Origin of the sequence: Pseudobacter sp. (genome assembly GCF_051955275.1) — a bacterium.
Lineage (GTDB): Bacteria > Bacteroidota > Bacteroidia > Chitinophagales > Chitinophagaceae > Pseudobacter.
The window spans coordinates 1-17,250 of record NZ_JBQCGW010000217.1 but is presented as its reverse complement, the minus strand read 5'-3'; the positions used below and the strand labels follow the sequence as shown (position 1 = coordinate 17,250).

Below are 17,250 nucleotides of genomic sequence, written 5' to 3'. Positions count from 1 at the left end.
TTAGAACCAACCTATTTAACCACCACTCTGTGTGTATAGGGTTGTGTAGTGGAAAAATCGAGAATGATATCACAGGGTTTCATATCCGCTTCTGTCTGAAACTTGAAACAGTAATTCCACTGATCGTTGTTATTGATCTTTATCAGATAGAAGTAAGAAGGCGCAGTGCCGGCGGTTGGGCGCTGGTTATCGTTATTGATACTGCCATACCACTCGTAGCTGTCTGCAGTGCCATCATTCACCTGCATGCGGAACTTGTAACGCTCATCTCTGCCCCAGCTTTCCTGCCTGAATGCGATATTCTGATTCTCCGCCTTCCATTGCCCATTCCCTGCATAAGGGATCTGGAACTGAATGGTATTATTAGGAGCGAACCAGAGCGCCATACCTTTCACCTCTGTGAAGGTGGCACTGGTATTATTGAAATCGAAAACCATCCGGTAAACTTTTGTACCACCTGTAACATCGGTACTGCCTCCTTCTTTCAGTGCAGTGCCCGCTACAGAGTAAGTTACGGGTGTACCGCTGTTCCTGTCTGTCAGCTGGTAGCTACCCGCCTTCAGGGAAGTGTACACTTCAAATACACCATTGCTGGTTTGTTTCAGCTTGATGGCATCCGAAAGGGTAGCCCCCTTTTCTGTTGCAGTTCCAGTAAGGAACACATCTGAAGGGATGTTGGCGAAACCTGCAGGCCTTTCTATTTCTATGATACGCGCCTGTGATGATTTCACTTCATTGATGCCTTTGGAAGAAAAGACTGTCCATTTTAATTTTCCCGTGCTCAAGGAAGGGATGCCCGCCATATTGCCGATCGTGTTCAGCAGTTTATGGCTCACGGTGGCTTTATTGAAAGTACCGCCATTATCGGCAGACATCTTATAGACAGGTTTGGAGAAATCACCTCCTTCTTTGTCGAAAGCGATTTCATACATCACCAGCCCTCCATCTTCCGCCCTGGCCTGCTCCCACTCGAACAGTACCGTAGCACTGGTAGCTGGTTGTAATTTTACATAACGGTTATCATCAGGTGCAAATATTACAGACACCTGACTTACGGCTGTATGATCCAGCTTTTTGTCTTTACTGCAAGCGCCCAGGGCCAGCATGAAAAGGCAAAGGATTATTGAAGTGATTGAAGTACGTGACATTTTGAAATAAGTTATATGGTTTGCAATGTTTACCAGCTATCGTTTTGAGAGAGGTTGGGATTGAGATTGCGCTCATCCCGCGGAACGGCCCATAGATAATGCTTGTTTTTATCGAAGCTGCGCTGATTGGCGCGGATATATCCTCCATCAACTGTTGGCTCTCCGTACCTGGCGCCATGCGCCCAGGTGTTCAGTACCGTCTCTGCTGTTTTCCAGCGGCGGATATCGAAGATCCTCTGTCCTTCCATGGCCAGCTCCGACCTGCGTTCCCTCCTGATGATATCCTGCAGCTGCTCCTGCGTCCAGGCTGCATTGAAATCGAGTGCTGCGTTCTCTGTGAATCCTGCACGGTTGCGGATGGGCCGGATGGTTTTGTTCCACACATCCTGCGTCATCTGGTTCAGTTCATTCTTTGCTTCCGCATACATGAGCAGGATATCTGCATACCGGATGAGGATGAGATTGAGGCCGGACCTGAAATTGACAGTTGAAGTAGGATCATAATATTTCCTGAGATAGTATCCCGTAGGTGAGCTCGCCGCGCCTGGCGCGTACTCATCCGGCTTCTTGGTCTGATCAGGATCAGAACCGGGCTTGATATAGATGGTCTGTAAACTGCCGTCCGGCTTCTTCCATTTATAACCATGATATACTACAGTATAGGTGAGACGTGGATCCCGGTTATTGTATGGATCATTCTCATTGTATCCGGAACCAGTTTCATTGATGGCTTTGCCATTGAGCATGAGATAGTCATTCACCAGCTCCTGTGTGGGCGCCATGGCATTTACCCGCGCTCCCACAGAGAGTGGCGCCAGATCGAAGAAGTTCTCGTGGTATTTAAGATCGGGAACGTACTGGTAATCCAGGATCACTTCCTGGTTGAATTCATTCTGTGGCAAAAAGAGACCTTCATAACTTGGGAAGAGTCCGTAATTGCCATTGGCCGTTGAGTTGATCAGTGGTTCCGTTACATTGATCACTTCCTGCCAGTTGTTCTCAAACAGGTACACTCTTGCTTTGAGCGCCACTGCTGCACCTTTGGTGATCCTTCCCCTGTCAGCTGCGGGATATTGTGCATTGGTAGGTAACAGAGGCGCAACGGCATCCAGTTCGTCCAGTACAAATTTCATTACCTGTGCCCTGGGACTTCTACTGATCGTTTTTGCTTCCGTAACGCTCAGGTCCTTTTCAAATAACGGCACATCGCCATACCAGGTGTACAGCATGAAGTACTGGAAAGCGCGCAGGAAGCGGGCTTCAGCCTTCATCCGGTTCTTGAGTGTTTCATCAAAACCGGGCACGCGGTCTACATTCTCCAGGAAGATATGGCAGGTCTTGATGCCTGCATAACGGTCATTCCATTCTTCCTTGAACCTGGGCAAGGATGCGTCTGCCACTCCGGAAGCAATGGAGGTCACGCCCTGCTGGTCGCCTCTCCCTGCGTAAGCATTGTCGCTCAATCCTTCGTTATAAAAGAATCGATCGTTATTGTACATCTGTGAATACGCCGTATTCAAAACAGTAGCGGCCTTTTCGGGTGACGACCAGTAGTTGGCCTCCGTGAACTTATCGGTAGGCACCAGGTCCAGTTTCTTACAGGCTGCCAGCGAAACCACAAAGGCCAGCGCCATTCCATGTATGATAAAAGTTATCTTTTTCATATAGCAGCATTATTTGAAAGTGATATCAAGCCCTACACCGAAAAAAATTGGTGTGGGATAGGCGCGTCCGCTGTTGGCGCCGGAATTCTTGAGACTGTTATCGAACTCACTCAGCTCAGGATCTGCAAACTCAAGCCCGGTAAAGGTCAGCAGGTTTTGTCCTGTTAGATAGAGTCTGGCTTTCTGCAATCCTGCATGACGTAGCCATTGCGCAGGAAATGAATACCCCACTTGCAGGTTCTTCAACCGGGCATAGGCCGCATCAAAGAGATAGAGATCGGAGCCCCTGCGGAAATTGTTGGTATTGGATTCACTGCCTGCTGCAGCCAGCCTGGGATATTTGGCATTGGGATTAACGGGCGTCCAGTAATCCAGCTGGTGCTGGTACATCACTTGTGAGTAGTTGAAGTGGAAAGGTTCCACCAGCTCTCCTCTCAGGAACATATCTCGTTTGCCAACGCCCTGCACAAAGAGAGCCAGGTCGAAATTCTTATAGCTGACGGTGTAATTGAATCCGAAAGTGTAACGGGGGAAAGGATTGCCCAGCACAAATTTGTCCTGGTCGTCGATCACGCCATCTTTGTTGCGGTTCACGTAGCGGATATCGCCTGGCCTTACATTGAGACCGGTAGGTACAGCCCCGTTCAGGATATCATCCAGGTTCTGGAAATATCCATCGCGTTTGAGCCCGATGTAGGAATTGAAAGGCAGCCCTTCTTTCAGGATCACCTGCATTTCATCGGCGCTGGTGATGCGCTCTTTGCCATCGAAATACACTACCTCATTTCTGGTATCTGCAATATTGAAACCGAAGGTCTGTACCAGGTTCCTTCCTGCCAGACGGTAGCTGGCCGTGAGCTCCCATCCCTGGTTCCTCACTTTACCTGCGTTATAGTCAGCCACCGTTCCTCCATACACACCGGTAACAGCCGGCGGAATGAGGATATCAGATGTGAGTTTATTGAAGTAATCGAAGGACACCTGCAGTTTATTCTTCAGGAAAGTAGCGTCCACACCAGCATTGAAGGTAGCAGCGCGTTCCCATTTCAGATCAGGGTTGGCAAAGGTGAAGCCTGTGCCACTCACTGCCTGGTTGTTGAAACCATAGGCGTTATTGAAATTGAAGTAAGTGGTCTGGAACTGGTAGTTACCTACGTTCTGATTACCCAGGATACCATAGGAGGCGCGCAGCTTCAGTGTACCGAACCTGTCGCGGTAACCATCCATGAACGCTTCTTCCGTGATACGATAGCCAACGGCTACAGAAGGGAAGAACCCCCAGCGCAGGTCCTTTCTGAACCTGGAAGAGCCATCGAACCGGAAATTGAATTCTGCGAAATACTTATCATTGAAAGAATAACCAGCCCTTCCGAAAACGGAATTGAGGCTGCCTTCCACATTTCCTTTATTTGAGTTCTGCGATTGAACAGGATCGATGATGGTGCCGGTTGTTGGTGTACCCAGATCAGGATCCGTATTCTTCATGAAGATCTTCGACTCCTGGTTGGTTGAAGATTCATTGGCAAAACCGATCAGCGCATTCACATTGTGATCGCCGAAGCCACGCATGTATTCCAGCAATAACTGTGTATTGAGGAAAAGATTTTTATTGTAACGGTCATTGGTATTTCTGTCTGCGCCATAAATGCCTTTAGGGAAGAAGTTGACCTGCTTAACGCGTTCAAATACGTGATTGGCTGCCAGCGTACCACCTACCACGCCTCTCAGTTTGAGGCCTTTCATAATGGAAAGCTCGGCAGTGATATTGGCGAATACATTATCGTCATCATATTTGCGGTAACCTCCTTGTTCCAGGATACCGAGTGGATTGAATTCACCCAGCACTTCATTGGTGAGGTACCTGCCCTGCTCATCTTTCTGACTGTAGTAAGTGGGCGTTCTGCCAGCATCCACAATCAGTGTTGATGTATTATAGGAATGATCCTTCGTTTCATTTCTTGCATAAGCCAGTGTACCGGTGAGTTTCAGCCTGCCTGCTTCGGTGGCAAGGTTCATGCGGAAGTTATAACGCTTCAATCCAAGCCCGGGACCAACCAGATTGTTCTGCTGATTCACATACCCTCCGGAAATAAGGTAAGTGGTTTTATCGTTACCGCCTGACACACTGATATTGTGATTCTGCTGTAGTGCATCCTGGAGAATTTCATTGAGGAACCATTCCTTGCTGCCCTCGTTATAGAACTGGCGGATCTGTTCGGGAGAATAAATGGGTTGCAGATCGGAGTTCACCATAGCCTGGTTGCGCAGGATGGCATTCTCAAAACTTTCCACCGGCTTGTACCATACATGTGGTTTCTGTATTCCCACAATTCCATTATAGGAGACAGTGGCTTTCTCGTTTTTCTTTCCCTTTTTGGTAGTGATCAGCACTACACCATTCGAAGACCGGCTGCCATAGATGGCAGCGCTGCCGGCATCTTTCAGCACAGAAATGTTTTCTATATCGGATGGGTTAAGCAGGTTGATATCCCCGCCCACCAGTCCGTCTATCACAATCAGTGGTGAGTTATCTCCCAGTGTTCCCACGCCGCGGATATTCAGATTGATTCTTGCGCCGGGCTCTGCACTGGGTTGCTGTATGATCAGGTTGGCAGACATGCCCTGTAAGGATTGTGTAAGATTAGTGGAGGGCCTTCCTGCAAGATCAGTCACCTTGATCTGATCCACAGCGCCGGTCACACTTACTTTCCGTTGTGTACCATAACCGATCACCACTACTTCTCCCAGTTGCTGATTGCCGGGTTTGAGGCTTACCAGCACAGGTTTATTACCACTTACTGTTATTTCTTCCGACAGGTATCCCACGAAGCTGATCACCAGCACGGCTTTCTCATCTGCTGTATTGATCACAAATTCACCGGTTGCATTGGTGGTGGTAATCAGTGAAGAACCTTTCACCTGCACAGTGGCACCCTGAACGGGATTACCGGCTTCGTCCACTACCCTTCCTTTGATTTCCTGCAATGTACTGGTGAAAGTGGTGGTTCCACTCTTCACAGTGGACGCAGGTGCTTTGCGAAGCAGTACATTTTTCCCTGCCATTTCAAAGCGGATCTGCAGGGGATCGAAGATCTGTTGTAATGCATCCTGCAGTGAAGCGTCTTTTACTTTACAGGATAAGCGTGTACTCAGGTTGAGCTCATCATTGGAATAAACGAAGAGCAGGCCTGTCTTTTTTTCGAGGGAAGTAATGACCCACTTCAGGTCTTTATCCTTGCAAACAAGACTGATCTTTGTGTTTTGAACAACAACCGGATTGGGATCGTCAGGAGGATTCGCCAGACCCGGAAGTGCAGCGGACAGCAGCCATGCCACTATCAGGAATAGGCGTAGTTTCATGCTCATATAGCAAGCCTTTGGTTAAAGAAATATTGTTAAGCAATCGGTTTATCTGCCAATCAGAATGGCCGAATCAGATACAGTGAATGAAAATGGTTTGGTCTTACTTAAATAATGAAGAATTTCCGTTTGCGATTTATTCAGGAATGTACCGGTGAATCTGAATTTCCTGGGCTTATCATCGAGGAACACTATCTTTTTACCATAATATCTTTCCAGTGTGAGGGCAACAGATTCCAGGTTCTCTGAACGGAACACCAGGGTTCCATCGATCCATCCTTTGTCGAGCAATGGATCCGTGTCCATCAATTCCAGTGCTTTTGTGTCTTTGTTGTAAACCGCTTTCCTTCCGGGCGTCAGTACATTGCCGGCTGTTGTGTCATCACCCAGGAACGCCACTTTACCGGTGGCTACCGAAGTGGTCACCAGTTCATCTTTATCGTATGATCTGATATTGAAAGAAGTGCCGAGCACACGAACAGATCCTTTCTGCAGGTGAACTTCAAAAGGGCGGGAAGGATTGGGAGCCACATCAAAGAATGCTTCTCCCTGTAAATGGATATCCCGTTTCCCTTCGGCGAAAATTGCGGGATAACGCAGGCGGCTGTCGGCACTCAGCCACACTTTGCTGCCATCCGGCAATACTATCTGTGAACGGATCCCTTTGGGGTTATAAGCTTCCATCATCTGTGTGCCTTCCTTCTGCGGTGCCTGGAACAACCACCAGCCGGCCAGGAAAAGAATCAGTATAGCCGCAGCTGACGCCCACCATACACCACGTGAGCGGGATGGCATATACACTACATTTTCAGTTTCTTCTTCTGTATCGATCCTGCTCCAGGTACGCGCCAGTGCGGCTTCCACATCTGCTCCTGTATTGCTTTTTCCACTTTCGTAATAACGCCTGTACTGTTCGTAGAGCAGGGCCAGCTCCTTATGCTCCGCCACCTGTTGGTGGAGCAATTCCCTGTCCCCCGCTTCGTCGTTCCCGGAGAGCACCTTGGTAACCAGCAAAAGGAAATTATCCCTGTCCATATAAGAAGGACACAGAATTCCCGGACATTACTTACAAGCTTTGAAAAAAAATTTACTGGAACAGCACCAGCAGCAATAAAGCCTGCAATGCCTGGGCTGAATTATCAGCAGAACCTGTTGAGGACGAAGGAGAAGGGAATGAACGTTCCAGCTCCTGCCTGATCTTCTTGATGGCGCGGAACAGCTGTGTTTCCACCGTGCGGGGGGAGATCTGCAGAATTTCAGCTACCTCTTTGTACTTAAGACCATCTTCTCTTATCATTCTGAAAACCTGGCGGCATTGTTCCGGTAAAGCAGCAATGATGGTATTGAGCCGGTGCTGCAATTCCCTGAATGCCATATCAGCTTCGGGGTCCTGCATACTGGTGATGGAGGCAACCTGGTCAATGCCTACAGTAACGCTCCAGAGCGAGTTTGAACGGAGATAATTGTAACATCCGTTCCTGACGGCTACATAGAGGAATACTTTGATCTTTTGAACTTCGGGAAGATATTGCCTGCGTTGCCAGAGCTTAACGAACACATCGTTCACTATCTCTTCGGCAGGTGGGCGGGCCTTGAGTATATTGGCCCCGAAATCCACCAGCCTGATGTAAAAGCAACGGAAGAGCTGATTGAAAGCAGACTCGTCTCCACCGGCAATTTGATGTTGCCAGCTCAGCAGCAGTTCATCCGATACATCAGGCATTGGCAATCCGTTTTGGTGCAATTCGCAATGTAAATATCAAATTTTACATTTATTCTGCAAATAATTCCGGAAGATGGAAAAGCCTAGAAGTATTTCTCAGCCCTCAGACCGTAGGTCAGGAGCAGGTTTTCCGTGGAGGTGATATTCTGCCTGTTGTAATTGAATGAAGTGGTAAAGCTCAACCACTTATAAAGGGTGACGGAAACATTGGTGTTCAACTTCAGAATATAATCATTGAAATCAGATAAGGAAGGCTGATAGAAATTAGTGCCGTCTATTTTTATGATGTCTTTTATCAGGAAACGATATTTCAAGCGAAGTGAATTACGCACAGCCTGGTAACTGGTACGGCCATGCTTGTCTTCAATGCTCAGGTCTGTTGTTTCCACTAAAAATCCATCGCTCACTTCAAGATTAGATTTTGCACTGTTGGCGAAAATATATCCTACACCAACGCCTCCCTGAAAGCGGCTATCAACTTTCAGTGAAAAACTCTTTTCGAATCCGGTTAGGGCCCAGTAATAAAACTTCTGAACGTTCTTGAGAAAGTCCACATTCATGATAGCCAGTACATCATCATTTGTTTTTGACTGCGGATTACGGCCATATACATAACTGACCATGCTGTTCAGACTGACTTTCTTTTTATCTACCTGGAATCTCACGGCATTGTTGAGCAGGTACGTAGAACCGGTGTTGGTTCTGTTGAGGTTACCCGTTCCTGCGAAGCTGATGTAATGGTCCACTGAATCACTGAACTGGGCAAAGCCTGTTATGTGTAATGCACACATGCAAATGGCGGATAAAAACGCACTCTTCACTTTCTTGATCATGGTCAAATATAAATCAAGTTCATGAACTGAAAGCTCGATCGACAGGGATAACAATACCCAAATACCTGTAGTCCGTCTTTATTATTTATCAAGCAATGAGCGTATTGCCTTCATCGTTATATAAACTATTTTATTAATTCTGTAAATTCAGCCCTGAATCAAACCCCATCTTACCATATGAAATCAATCCGGTGCACTTTCATGCTGATAGTGCTGCTTTATGCTGATGCAGCCTCTGCACAGCACTATCCTCCTACCTTTCTGAAAGCAGGCGACAGCCTGGTTTTTTTCAGGGGTGCCGATGCCTGGTACCTGCCTTCGGGAAAAAGATATAATACATTTAATGCTCCTGTAAAAGTGGAACCAGCCAAAGATCTGACCAAAATCAGTTTCACATCTGTAAGTACCGCCAAAGGGCAGAGCTATTATGTACTGGCAAAAACCTCCAATATTGTACTGGGCCGGGGCGGAAAGAAAAGCAATGAGATCTGCCTGCTTGAAGCAGACCCGGCTGCTGAGGGAAAATACAGGAAGCTGCAGGAGCTTGACCCTGTTTACGAGCTGATACAGGAAGAGACAAAAGCCAACCGGAAAATGTTATTTGCAGGTACTGCTGAAAACAAACGGATCTATTTCAGCATGAAAGATGTTCTGTACTCTATCGCCGATGATGGCAGCGACGCCAAACAGCCCCGCGAGGAATTGCCCGCCATTGGTGGCTTGTCCGTACTGGACTTCCGGCTTACCCCCAACGGACGTTATGCATTGATGATGATGGTACCTACCAGTCAGCCTTCCACTTCAGGAGTCGTCGGGAACGAAGGCATGTCCGTTCGTTTGTTTGACCTCAAAGCAAAACAGGCAGTACTTGATGTAAGGCCGGAAGATTTCTTCGGCTGCACATTCTCAGCAGACAACCGCTATTTCATTTATCAGGGTTTTGATTCCACCTATCATTATGATCTGCAGGAAAAAAAAGTGGTCAGTAAACATTTTAAAGGCCTGCTGATGGGAGAATATAATGTCAATTACTGGTTTTATGTAGACGACAGATACCTGTATATAGTGTCCAGCCTGGCCAACAATGTTGGTTGCTATATCAAGGTCAGGGACCTGAAACAAAATAGTTGGAAGTTTAAATACGGGCAATTACTATGAGAAATATATTATTACCGCTGCTGCTCGCAATATCCACTATGATTCAGGCGCAGCAATGTATCCAGGGAGATTGTTCAAATGGCTATGGCGTTGTCAGGATAGACACCAACAAAGTGGTGGGCGCCACTTACCTTGTTGGCAACTTTAAGAATGGTAAACTGGAAGGTGAAGCCATGGAAGTGACATATGACAAACCTAAATACTTCAATAGTTCCAAACAGTATACAGAAGTGGACTTCCTGTTGCTCACACAATTTTCAAAACCAACTTTGAAAGACGTGCTGGCCTTAAAACCGCAACGGGTGAAGCATGGAAATTTTGTAAATGGCTCACTGAATGGGAAGGGCTCACTGGTGGCAGTGGAAGTGAATATGGTGCCTGAGTTCGAGTGGATCGTTCAGTTCGGCAAAACCATGCTGAAGCAGTTCGACTGGTATGAGTTCCGGTACGAGGGTGAATTTACCAATTCCAAACCTTCAGGCCGTGGCCAGGTAAATCTCAGATTGTGGGAAGCAAAACTCACCACCACCGGTGAGAACCTCACTTCACCTGACAATCCCGATGTAGTGGTTGAGTTCGAGAAAAAAGATGTGAAGGGGAAAGGATTGTTCCGCGGTTCATTCAAGAACGGTTTTGCACATGGCTGGGCCCTCACCAATATGGACCGCGACAAGATCATCCCTGATGGTAAGATGGCGCGGCAGTACTGGCATTCCGGCCGCTATTATGATCCGCAAAAAGCAGGTGCTTATCCGGGAGATATTGCCGGCACCGTGGAGTATAAACCGGATGCGCAGCATCATTACATAGTGCCATTGGATAATGACGGGAAGCCTACCAACTTTGGTCGCCTTACCAAAAAGAATACCGCCGGTCAGGTTGAATATGTGTACACAGGATATTTCAGTGCCGGTAAAAAAATGGGGGCAGGATTTCTGGAATTCCCGAATGGCGGCTATCGCCTGGGGGATTTTGACGGTGATACCCTGGTCTCTGGTACTACAGCATTGATCAGTCCTGATGGTGTTAAATTCTATTCTGCCAGTGCCGGCACCATATTGATGCCCGATGGCCAGATCAAAGAAGGATATGGTACTTATTCCTGGTATAAATCGTTCAGGGATTTTGCAATGGGTGTCAGGGCTGAAATGTATTACGCTGGTAACTGGATGAATGGACAGTACAATGGACAGGGTTTCATGCAAACGAAAACCACTGAAAGCAGTGGCGTATGGTACTACGGGAACCTGGCACAGGGCAATACAACGGTGGACTATTCAAAACTGCAACAAGGGAATATTGTAGTGGTCAACGGAATGGCCAGCCCCATCAAGAGAGACCAGAAATCACATCGCTGGGTTACAGCGGATGATCGTTATATCCCTGATGGCACCGTTACTTTGAGCCGTCTGCCCATGTCACAATTCTTCGGAGCCTGCGCCGTTTGCAGCGGTTCCGGTAAGCAGAGTGAACAGCATTATGTTGCCAGGAAGAGTACATTGGATGTAAAGAATGTAACCACTTATACAGATGCCAGCTATGTTGGCGGTTACTGGAAGAATACTTCCAAAGTAGTAACAGAAACAGTTACGGGTGGATACAATCAAACCATCTATAAAACCTGCAGCAGTTGTTATGGCAATAAAAGGCAGCAGAATATCAAGTCACTGCCTGAGCCCAGGTGATACCCAGTGTGTGCCCCGTCGCGGGCGGCCCCGCGTGTGAGGGGGCAGACCCTGAGTATTATTTTTGTTCCGTATCCAGCTCAAGCACTTTTCCTACCGGAGGTAAACACATGCTCAGATTGCAGGTTTGATAATACAATCGATCGGAATATAAGGAAGGGTGGATGGTACGAACTGGTAGATATGCCAGCCCGGAGCAAGCGCAGCTTTCACTATCACGGCAACGCTATCTTTTTCCACCACGAGTTTTGCATTCAGGGTAACCGGATATTTTTCACTGGGCAGATCGCAGCGTAATGTTCTGACTGCCTCTGCAATTTAATTTTGCCCGATCAGAACTACATCGTAATATTGCGATAGAAATGGGACTTACAAAATCTGAAATATTTACAGAAAAGCAGAACAAGCTGGCCTCCATGATGAAGGCCCTAGCCCATCCTGCCAGGATTGCTATCATCCAGTATCTGGTGAAAACAGAAGCTTGTATATGCGGAGATCTCGTGGAAGAGTTAGGACTGGCCCAGGCTACCATTTCCCAACATCTGAAGGAGCTCAAAACAGCCGGCTTGATTCAAGGTACCATTGAAGGAACCAGTGTTTGTTATTGTATCGATCCCAAAGTGTGGAATCAATATAAGACAGCTTTTGATACTTTCTTCATAGCGTATGAAAACAAAAAAGGTTGTTGCTGACCTTTTTTTTACTTATTTCAATCGCAATATTGCAATAAACCAATAAATATAAAGTCATGCAAACACCTGAACAATTAAAAGAGTTGGTGAAGCAGAAATATGCTGACATCGCGCTTCAAACCAAATTGCAGAATGAATCTTCCTGTTGCGGGGCTACCAGTTCCTGCATTGGCGGGGATGAGGTTTACAATATCATGTCTGAGGATTACACTGCGCTCGATGGTTATAATGCCGACGCTGACCTTGGACTGGGTTGTGGCCTGCCTACCGAGTTTGCCAAAATAAAAGAAGGGGACACAGTTATTGATCTGGGCAGCGGTGCAGGTAACGATGCATTCATAGCAAGAAAGGTGGTGGGCGCAACGGGCAAAGTAATTGGCGTTGACTTCACTCCGGCCATGGTTCAGAAGGCACGGGAAAATGCAGAAAAGCTCCGCTTCCACAATGTTGAGTTCCGTCAGGGTGATATTGAAGACCTGCCGGTAACCTCCAACATGGCAGATGTAATTGTGAGCAATTGCGTATTGAACCTCGTTCCAAACAAGCACAAAGTATTCAGTGAAGTGTATCGCGCTTTAAAGCCTGCCGGTCACTTTTCTATATCTGATATAGTCCTGATCGGAGAAATGGCTCCCAGCTGGAAGCAGGTTGCGGAGCTGTACGCCGGTTGCGTGAGCGGAGCTATTCAGAAAGAAGAATATCTGGGTATCATTCAGGAAGCAGGGTTCACTGGTATTACTATTCAAAAGGAAAAAGAGATCATCCTTCCTCATGATATCCTGAAAAATTACCTGTCTGAAGAAGAAATCAGATCTTTTAATAACAGTAATAACAAAATTGTAAGTATAACAGTTTTTGCTCAAAAGCCTGCCAGCGATGAAAGAACCTGCTGCGAACCAGGTAGCGGCTGCTGCTGAACTTCCTATTCAATTAATTATGAAAAAAGTATTGGTGCTTTGTACCGGTAATAGCTGCCGTAGCCAGATTGCTGAAGGATATCTCAAACATTTTGCAGGGGATAAGGCTGCCATCTTCAGTGCAGGGGTTGAAACACACGGTGTAAATCCACGAGCCATCTTTACTATGGCGCGGGATGGTATCGATATTTCACAGCACACATCCAACAACATCAGGGAATATGATAATATCAATTTCGATTATGTTATCACAGTATGTGACAATGCCAAAGAAAGGTGCCCGTTTTTCCCTGCCAATGCAAAAAAATTTCATTACAATTTTCCGGACCCGGCAAAAGCCACAGGGTCTGAAGACGATATCTTAGCTGAGTTTGAAAGAGTACGCAATCTGATAAAAGACTATTCAAGGGCTTTTGTTCTTGAGAATCTGTAAGAAACACCTCCTCGATAAAAAATGGCGCCCCTTATGGGACGCCATTTGCAATGACACCTGTCTGACTTGTTCTATTCTTTTACCAATCTTGCCGGCTGGCTTGTGCCATCCTGAGCAATCACCTGCACCAGGTATACACCTGTTACAAGGTTGCTTACAGGCAGTGTAACCACACTGGCAGCATTCTGTGCATAATCCTTGCGCAGCACCTGACCACCGGTAAGGGTGTACACCACTACGGTTTTCACAGGTTTGCTGCTGTTGATGTAAACAACACCAGAAGCAGGGTTTGGATAGATCTTCAGGCTACCGGCTTTTACCGTGCATTTAACATCGGCAAATACCACTTTGCTGTAAGAGAATTGTCCGTCGATATCCACCATTTTCAGTCTGTAAGACCATTTACCGTTTCCGGTTTCTGCATCCTGGTAGTTATAGTTCACACGGTTGAATTCGTACCATATTTTCTTCACGGCAACATAAGCACCGCCACCAACACTTCTTTCTACAATAAAGTGAGAGAAGTTGGAAGCAGCTTCAACTTTCCAGTTGAGGATTACACCACAATCCCTGGTGGTTGCAGCGAAAGAAGAAAGTGTAACAGGCAGCGTGTTCTCGATGCTCTCTACACGGAACAAGGCCGGAGCCACGGAAGTACAACCATTTCCATCTGTTACAGATAAATTATAGTTATAGTTTCCAATCTGATTCTCTGTAGGAACTGCATTGATGATAAACGGATCTGTTACCTTATTGGCCGGTGTCCAGCTATAAGTGTAAGTACCGGCTGCAGGAGTGATCTGCGGATCGAAAGCTGCAGCTGGGGTACCGAAGGGAGTTCTGACGTCAGCGATACTGACTATCGGTGCAGGTGCCGGGTGAACGCCGATCACTGCGTCAGCGGTGGCCACACAACCATTATTATGTACTGCAGTGAGCGTGTACACAGTGGTGCTTGCAAGGTTACTCACCTGTGTTGTGGCGGCATTGGGATCTGCAAGATTGGTAGCAGGGCTCCAGCTGTAGCTTACGTTTGCAGCAGGGGCAACACCAATATTTGTGCTGGCATTGGTACATACAGTCTGAACCGGAATGGCAGGCAGATTGAACGCACGTACCACAATGGAGACTTTTGATGTGTTGATACAACCACCGATATCCTGTGAGCAGGTAAAGGTGAATGTCTGACCAAGTAATGGGCTACCACCGGCATCGGCCACAGTTGGTGTAAACACAGGATTAGGACCCGTAGTTACAGGGAATGATCCTCCACTCACAGCAGGTGATACCGTCCAGGTACAGGTTCCGGTATTGGAAGCATCACCCAGGGTAACGCTGGTGCCTGCACAAACCACTGAAGAGCTTCCTGCAACAGGCGGCGTAGTGAGGGCGGTTAAAGTAGTAGTAGCGGTATCGGCACAACCATCAGCATCACGGACAATCAATGTATATTGCTGTGAAGTGGTCGGGTTGGCAACTACTGCAGCACCAAGAGTAGTTGCATTAGTAACCATCGATGAAGGCGACCATGCATAAGTTGTTGCAGTACCTGTAACAGTAGCATTACTACCCAGTACAAATGGCGCATCTGATGTACATACAGTGGCATCTGCCATGCTAAGCTCCACGCCACGGACAGTAACAGTTACTGTACCACTCTTTGTGCAGGTAGGCACATTGAATGCATCATAATAAGTAACTACCAGTGTATAGGTCTGTGTAGCTGTTGGCGTTGCAATTGGCTGCGCAACATTTGTAGCGCTCAGCCCTGTTGAAGGGCTCCATGCAAAAGTAACATTGCCGTTCATCGGATTACCGATCACCGCAGCACCACCATGGCAAATTGCTGTATCACGCATGGTTGGTAATGTAGGATCATTATCAACCACAATGCGAACAGTTGAATCTTTAAAGCAACCGCTTTCAGTATCGGTAGCACGCACAGTGAAGTCCTGAGAAATAGCCACCAGTACTTTGGGTTGAGCGGATGTATTATCGGTACCTGTCTGGTAGCTCGCAACAGCGGGCGTCCAGCTATAGGTATAATTCGGACGTGCAGGCGATCCTAACTCAATCACCGCATTGCTGCAGGTAACCCAGTCTGCACCAGGATCGGCAACAACGGCAGCAACTTTTACAGTGGCTGTATCGCGCACGGAACAACCGGATGTTGGCTCTTTCACTACCACTACATAGTTAGTGGTGATGGCAGGACTTACAGTTGGGTTGGAAGCGTACCTGTCCCCGGTTGCAACGCTGGTCCAGCTATAAGAGTAACCAGCTACTGCGGCCTGACCGATACTTACCGGTGTAGCATCACAGATGGCGTGGTCCTGTGCAGTGAAGGTTGGCAGTGCCCAGCTTGCACCATTCACACGAATGGTTCTTGAGCAACGGCTGTTGGGGTTGTTCCTGCTGGCCACCGTTACGGTCACATCCCTTTCAATGTTATCTGTAAGTGTAACAATAGGACCCGCAGTGGCAGAGATACCTCCTGCAGGAGAAGAGGACCAGGTATAGGTCCAGTCGTTAGCATTCAGGTTGGATGGAGCAGCTACCAGGGTAACCGCACCGAATGAGGTGCTTGGACAACTGTGATCGGCAACAACCTGGATACTGTCAATCGGGCAGGCTGATGCATCTCCGCAAACCGGAACAGTCACCAGGTCAGTGCAACTGGTTCCCAGGTAAGACATGGTCAAACGGTAAACAGTTGCGCTTCCCAGAGATTCAGATACTGTAGTAGTGGCAGTATTGGTAGCGCCGGTAATTGTACCAGGACCGGATACCACTTCCCAGAGGAAGGTCTTTCCAGTAACCTGTGGCATTGGGTCACCAACACCAACGGTACGGGGACCGCAGACCCTGTGGTCACCTGCATCAACGTTCAGCTGGTATACAGTTACATCATCTGTAAAAGAGCAGCCGCCACTTGCAGCAGTAAGCGTATAGGTAATAGGATTAGGTGTAGCTATACCAGCTCCCGCATCGTAGGTAGCCGTGCTGGCATTGGTAGCATTCAGATAATTACCGGGGCTCCAGGTATAAGTGAAACCTCCTTCCGCAGTTGAACCCAGTGCGGCAGTACCACCTTTACAAACAGCAATATCGTTACCGGCAAAGTTTGCTGTAACGGGGCCTGCCACAGTAGTAATGTTCACGTCATCTGTAGTGGAACAGGTACCGCCACCGGAAACAGGAACGGTCATGCTTAAAGAATAAGTAGTGGCAGCAGCAGGCGTAGCCAGCGGCTGTGCAACAGTTGCATCATCCAGACCAGTAGCCGGCGTCCACGCATACACCACACCGGCAACACCGGCAGGAGGCGCAACACCCAAACGGACAGGTTTACCTGCACAAATAACGGCATCAGGGCCGGCATTGGCAGCATATGCATTCACAACCACCTGCCCTTTTTGTTGACAACCATTATTATCAGTGACGGTTAAGGTATATACACTGTTTCCTGTTGGAGTAACAGTTGCGGTATTGGTAGTGCTGCTGATCCCATTATCCCATGAATATGTGTATGGCGTAGCTCCACCGGAAACAGTTGCCTCGATATTTACAGCAGTGCCCACACATGTAGTGAAAGCGTTTGATGTGATTACCGGGCTGTTGCTACCTCCTACTATCA

General features: G+C 47.5%; 13 protein-coding genes. 5 read left to right on the top strand and 8 right to left on the bottom strand.

Annotated features, from left to right (window positions below; translation table 11 throughout):
- Nucleotides 1-11: 11 nt before the first annotated feature.
- The 6 genes from ACTHMC_RS18755 to ACTHMC_RS18730 all read right to left on the bottom strand — a co-directional run bounded on the left by ACTHMC_RS18755 (nt 12) and on the right by ACTHMC_RS18730 (nt 8,686).
- Entirely contained in the window at nt 12-1,148 is a 1,137-nt protein-coding gene (locus ACTHMC_RS18755; RefSeq protein WP_440415387.1) for a SusE domain-containing protein, read from the bottom strand.
- A gap of 29 nt (nt 1,149-1,177) precedes the next feature.
- Nucleotides 1,178-2,812, bottom strand: coding sequence for a RagB/SusD family nutrient uptake outer membrane protein (locus ACTHMC_RS18750; RefSeq protein WP_440415386.1), 1,635 nt, complete (start codon nt 2,810-2,812; stop codon nt 1,178-1,180).
- 9 nt (nt 2,813-2,821) lie between these two features.
- Complete coding sequence (locus tag ACTHMC_RS18745; protein WP_440415384.1) at nt 2,822-6,172, bottom strand: TonB-dependent receptor; 3,351 nt, start codon at nt 6,170-6,172, stop codon at nt 2,822-2,824.
- A gap of 48 nt (nt 6,173-6,220) precedes the next feature.
- A complete protein-coding gene (locus ACTHMC_RS18740) occupies nt 6,221-7,207 on the bottom strand; it encodes a FecR family protein (RefSeq protein ID WP_440415382.1) in 987 nt (328 codons plus the stop codon).
- Between the two features lie 52 nt (nt 7,208-7,259).
- On the bottom strand, nt 7,260-7,895 hold the full coding sequence (locus ACTHMC_RS18735) for an RNA polymerase sigma-70 factor (protein WP_440415381.1): 636 nt from the start codon (nt 7,893-7,895) through the stop codon (nt 7,260-7,262).
- A gap of 83 nt (nt 7,896-7,978) precedes the next feature.
- On the bottom strand, nt 7,979-8,686 hold the full coding sequence (locus ACTHMC_RS18730) for a DUF481 domain-containing protein (protein ID WP_440415380.1): 708 nt from the start codon (nt 8,684-8,686) through the stop codon (nt 7,979-7,981).
- Nucleotides 8,687-8,905: 219 nt separating this feature from the next.
- On the opposite strand from ACTHMC_RS18730, the gene ACTHMC_RS18725 reads away from it, so the two are divergent.
- Together ACTHMC_RS18725 and ACTHMC_RS18720 are read left to right on the top strand one after the other, a co-directional pair.
- The gene (locus ACTHMC_RS18725) at nt 8,906-9,886 is read left to right on the top strand and encodes a hypothetical protein (RefSeq protein ID WP_440415379.1); all 981 of its coding nucleotides are present in this window, start codon (nt 8,906-8,908) and stop codon (nt 9,884-9,886) included.
- Nucleotides 9,883-11,571, top strand: coding sequence for a hypothetical protein (locus tag ACTHMC_RS18720; protein ID WP_440415378.1), 1,689 nt, complete (start codon nt 9,883-9,885; stop codon nt 11,569-11,571). Before ACTHMC_RS18725 ends, ACTHMC_RS18720 begins: the two co-directional genes overlap by 4 nt.
- Nucleotides 11,572-11,685: 114 nt before the next feature.
- Here ACTHMC_RS18720 and ACTHMC_RS18715 read toward each other — a convergent pair whose 3' ends face one another.
- Nucleotides 11,686-11,811, bottom strand: a complete 126-nt coding sequence (locus ACTHMC_RS18715) for a hypothetical protein (protein ID WP_440415377.1) — start codon at nt 11,809-11,811, stop codon at nt 11,686-11,688.
- A gap of 122 nt (nt 11,812-11,933) precedes the next feature.
- Here ACTHMC_RS18715 and ACTHMC_RS18710 point away from each other — a divergent pair, with 122 nt between their 5' ends.
- The 3 genes from ACTHMC_RS18710 to ACTHMC_RS18700 are packed head-to-tail and all read left to right on the top strand — an operon-like array spanning nt 11,934 to nt 13,613.
- A complete protein-coding gene (locus ACTHMC_RS18710) occupies nt 11,934-12,263 on the top strand; it encodes an ArsR/SmtB family transcription factor (RefSeq protein WP_440415375.1) in 330 nt (109 codons plus the stop codon).
- 56 nt (nt 12,264-12,319) lie between these two features.
- The gene (locus ACTHMC_RS18705) at nt 12,320-13,180 is read left to right on the top strand and encodes an arsenite methyltransferase (RefSeq protein WP_440415374.1); all 861 of its coding nucleotides are present in this window, start codon (nt 12,320-12,322) and stop codon (nt 13,178-13,180) included.
- A 19-nt stretch (nt 13,181-13,199) separates the two neighbouring features.
- Nucleotides 13,200-13,613, top strand: a complete 414-nt coding sequence (locus tag ACTHMC_RS18700) for an arsenate reductase ArsC (protein WP_440415373.1) — start codon at nt 13,200-13,202, stop codon at nt 13,611-13,613.
- Between the two features lie 71 nt (nt 13,614-13,684).
- Here the strand turns inward: ACTHMC_RS18700 and ACTHMC_RS18695 are convergent.
- A partial coding sequence (locus ACTHMC_RS18695; RefSeq protein ID WP_440415372.1) for a T9SS type A sorting domain-containing protein occupies nt 13,685-17,250 on the bottom strand: 3,566 nt, incomplete at its 5' end.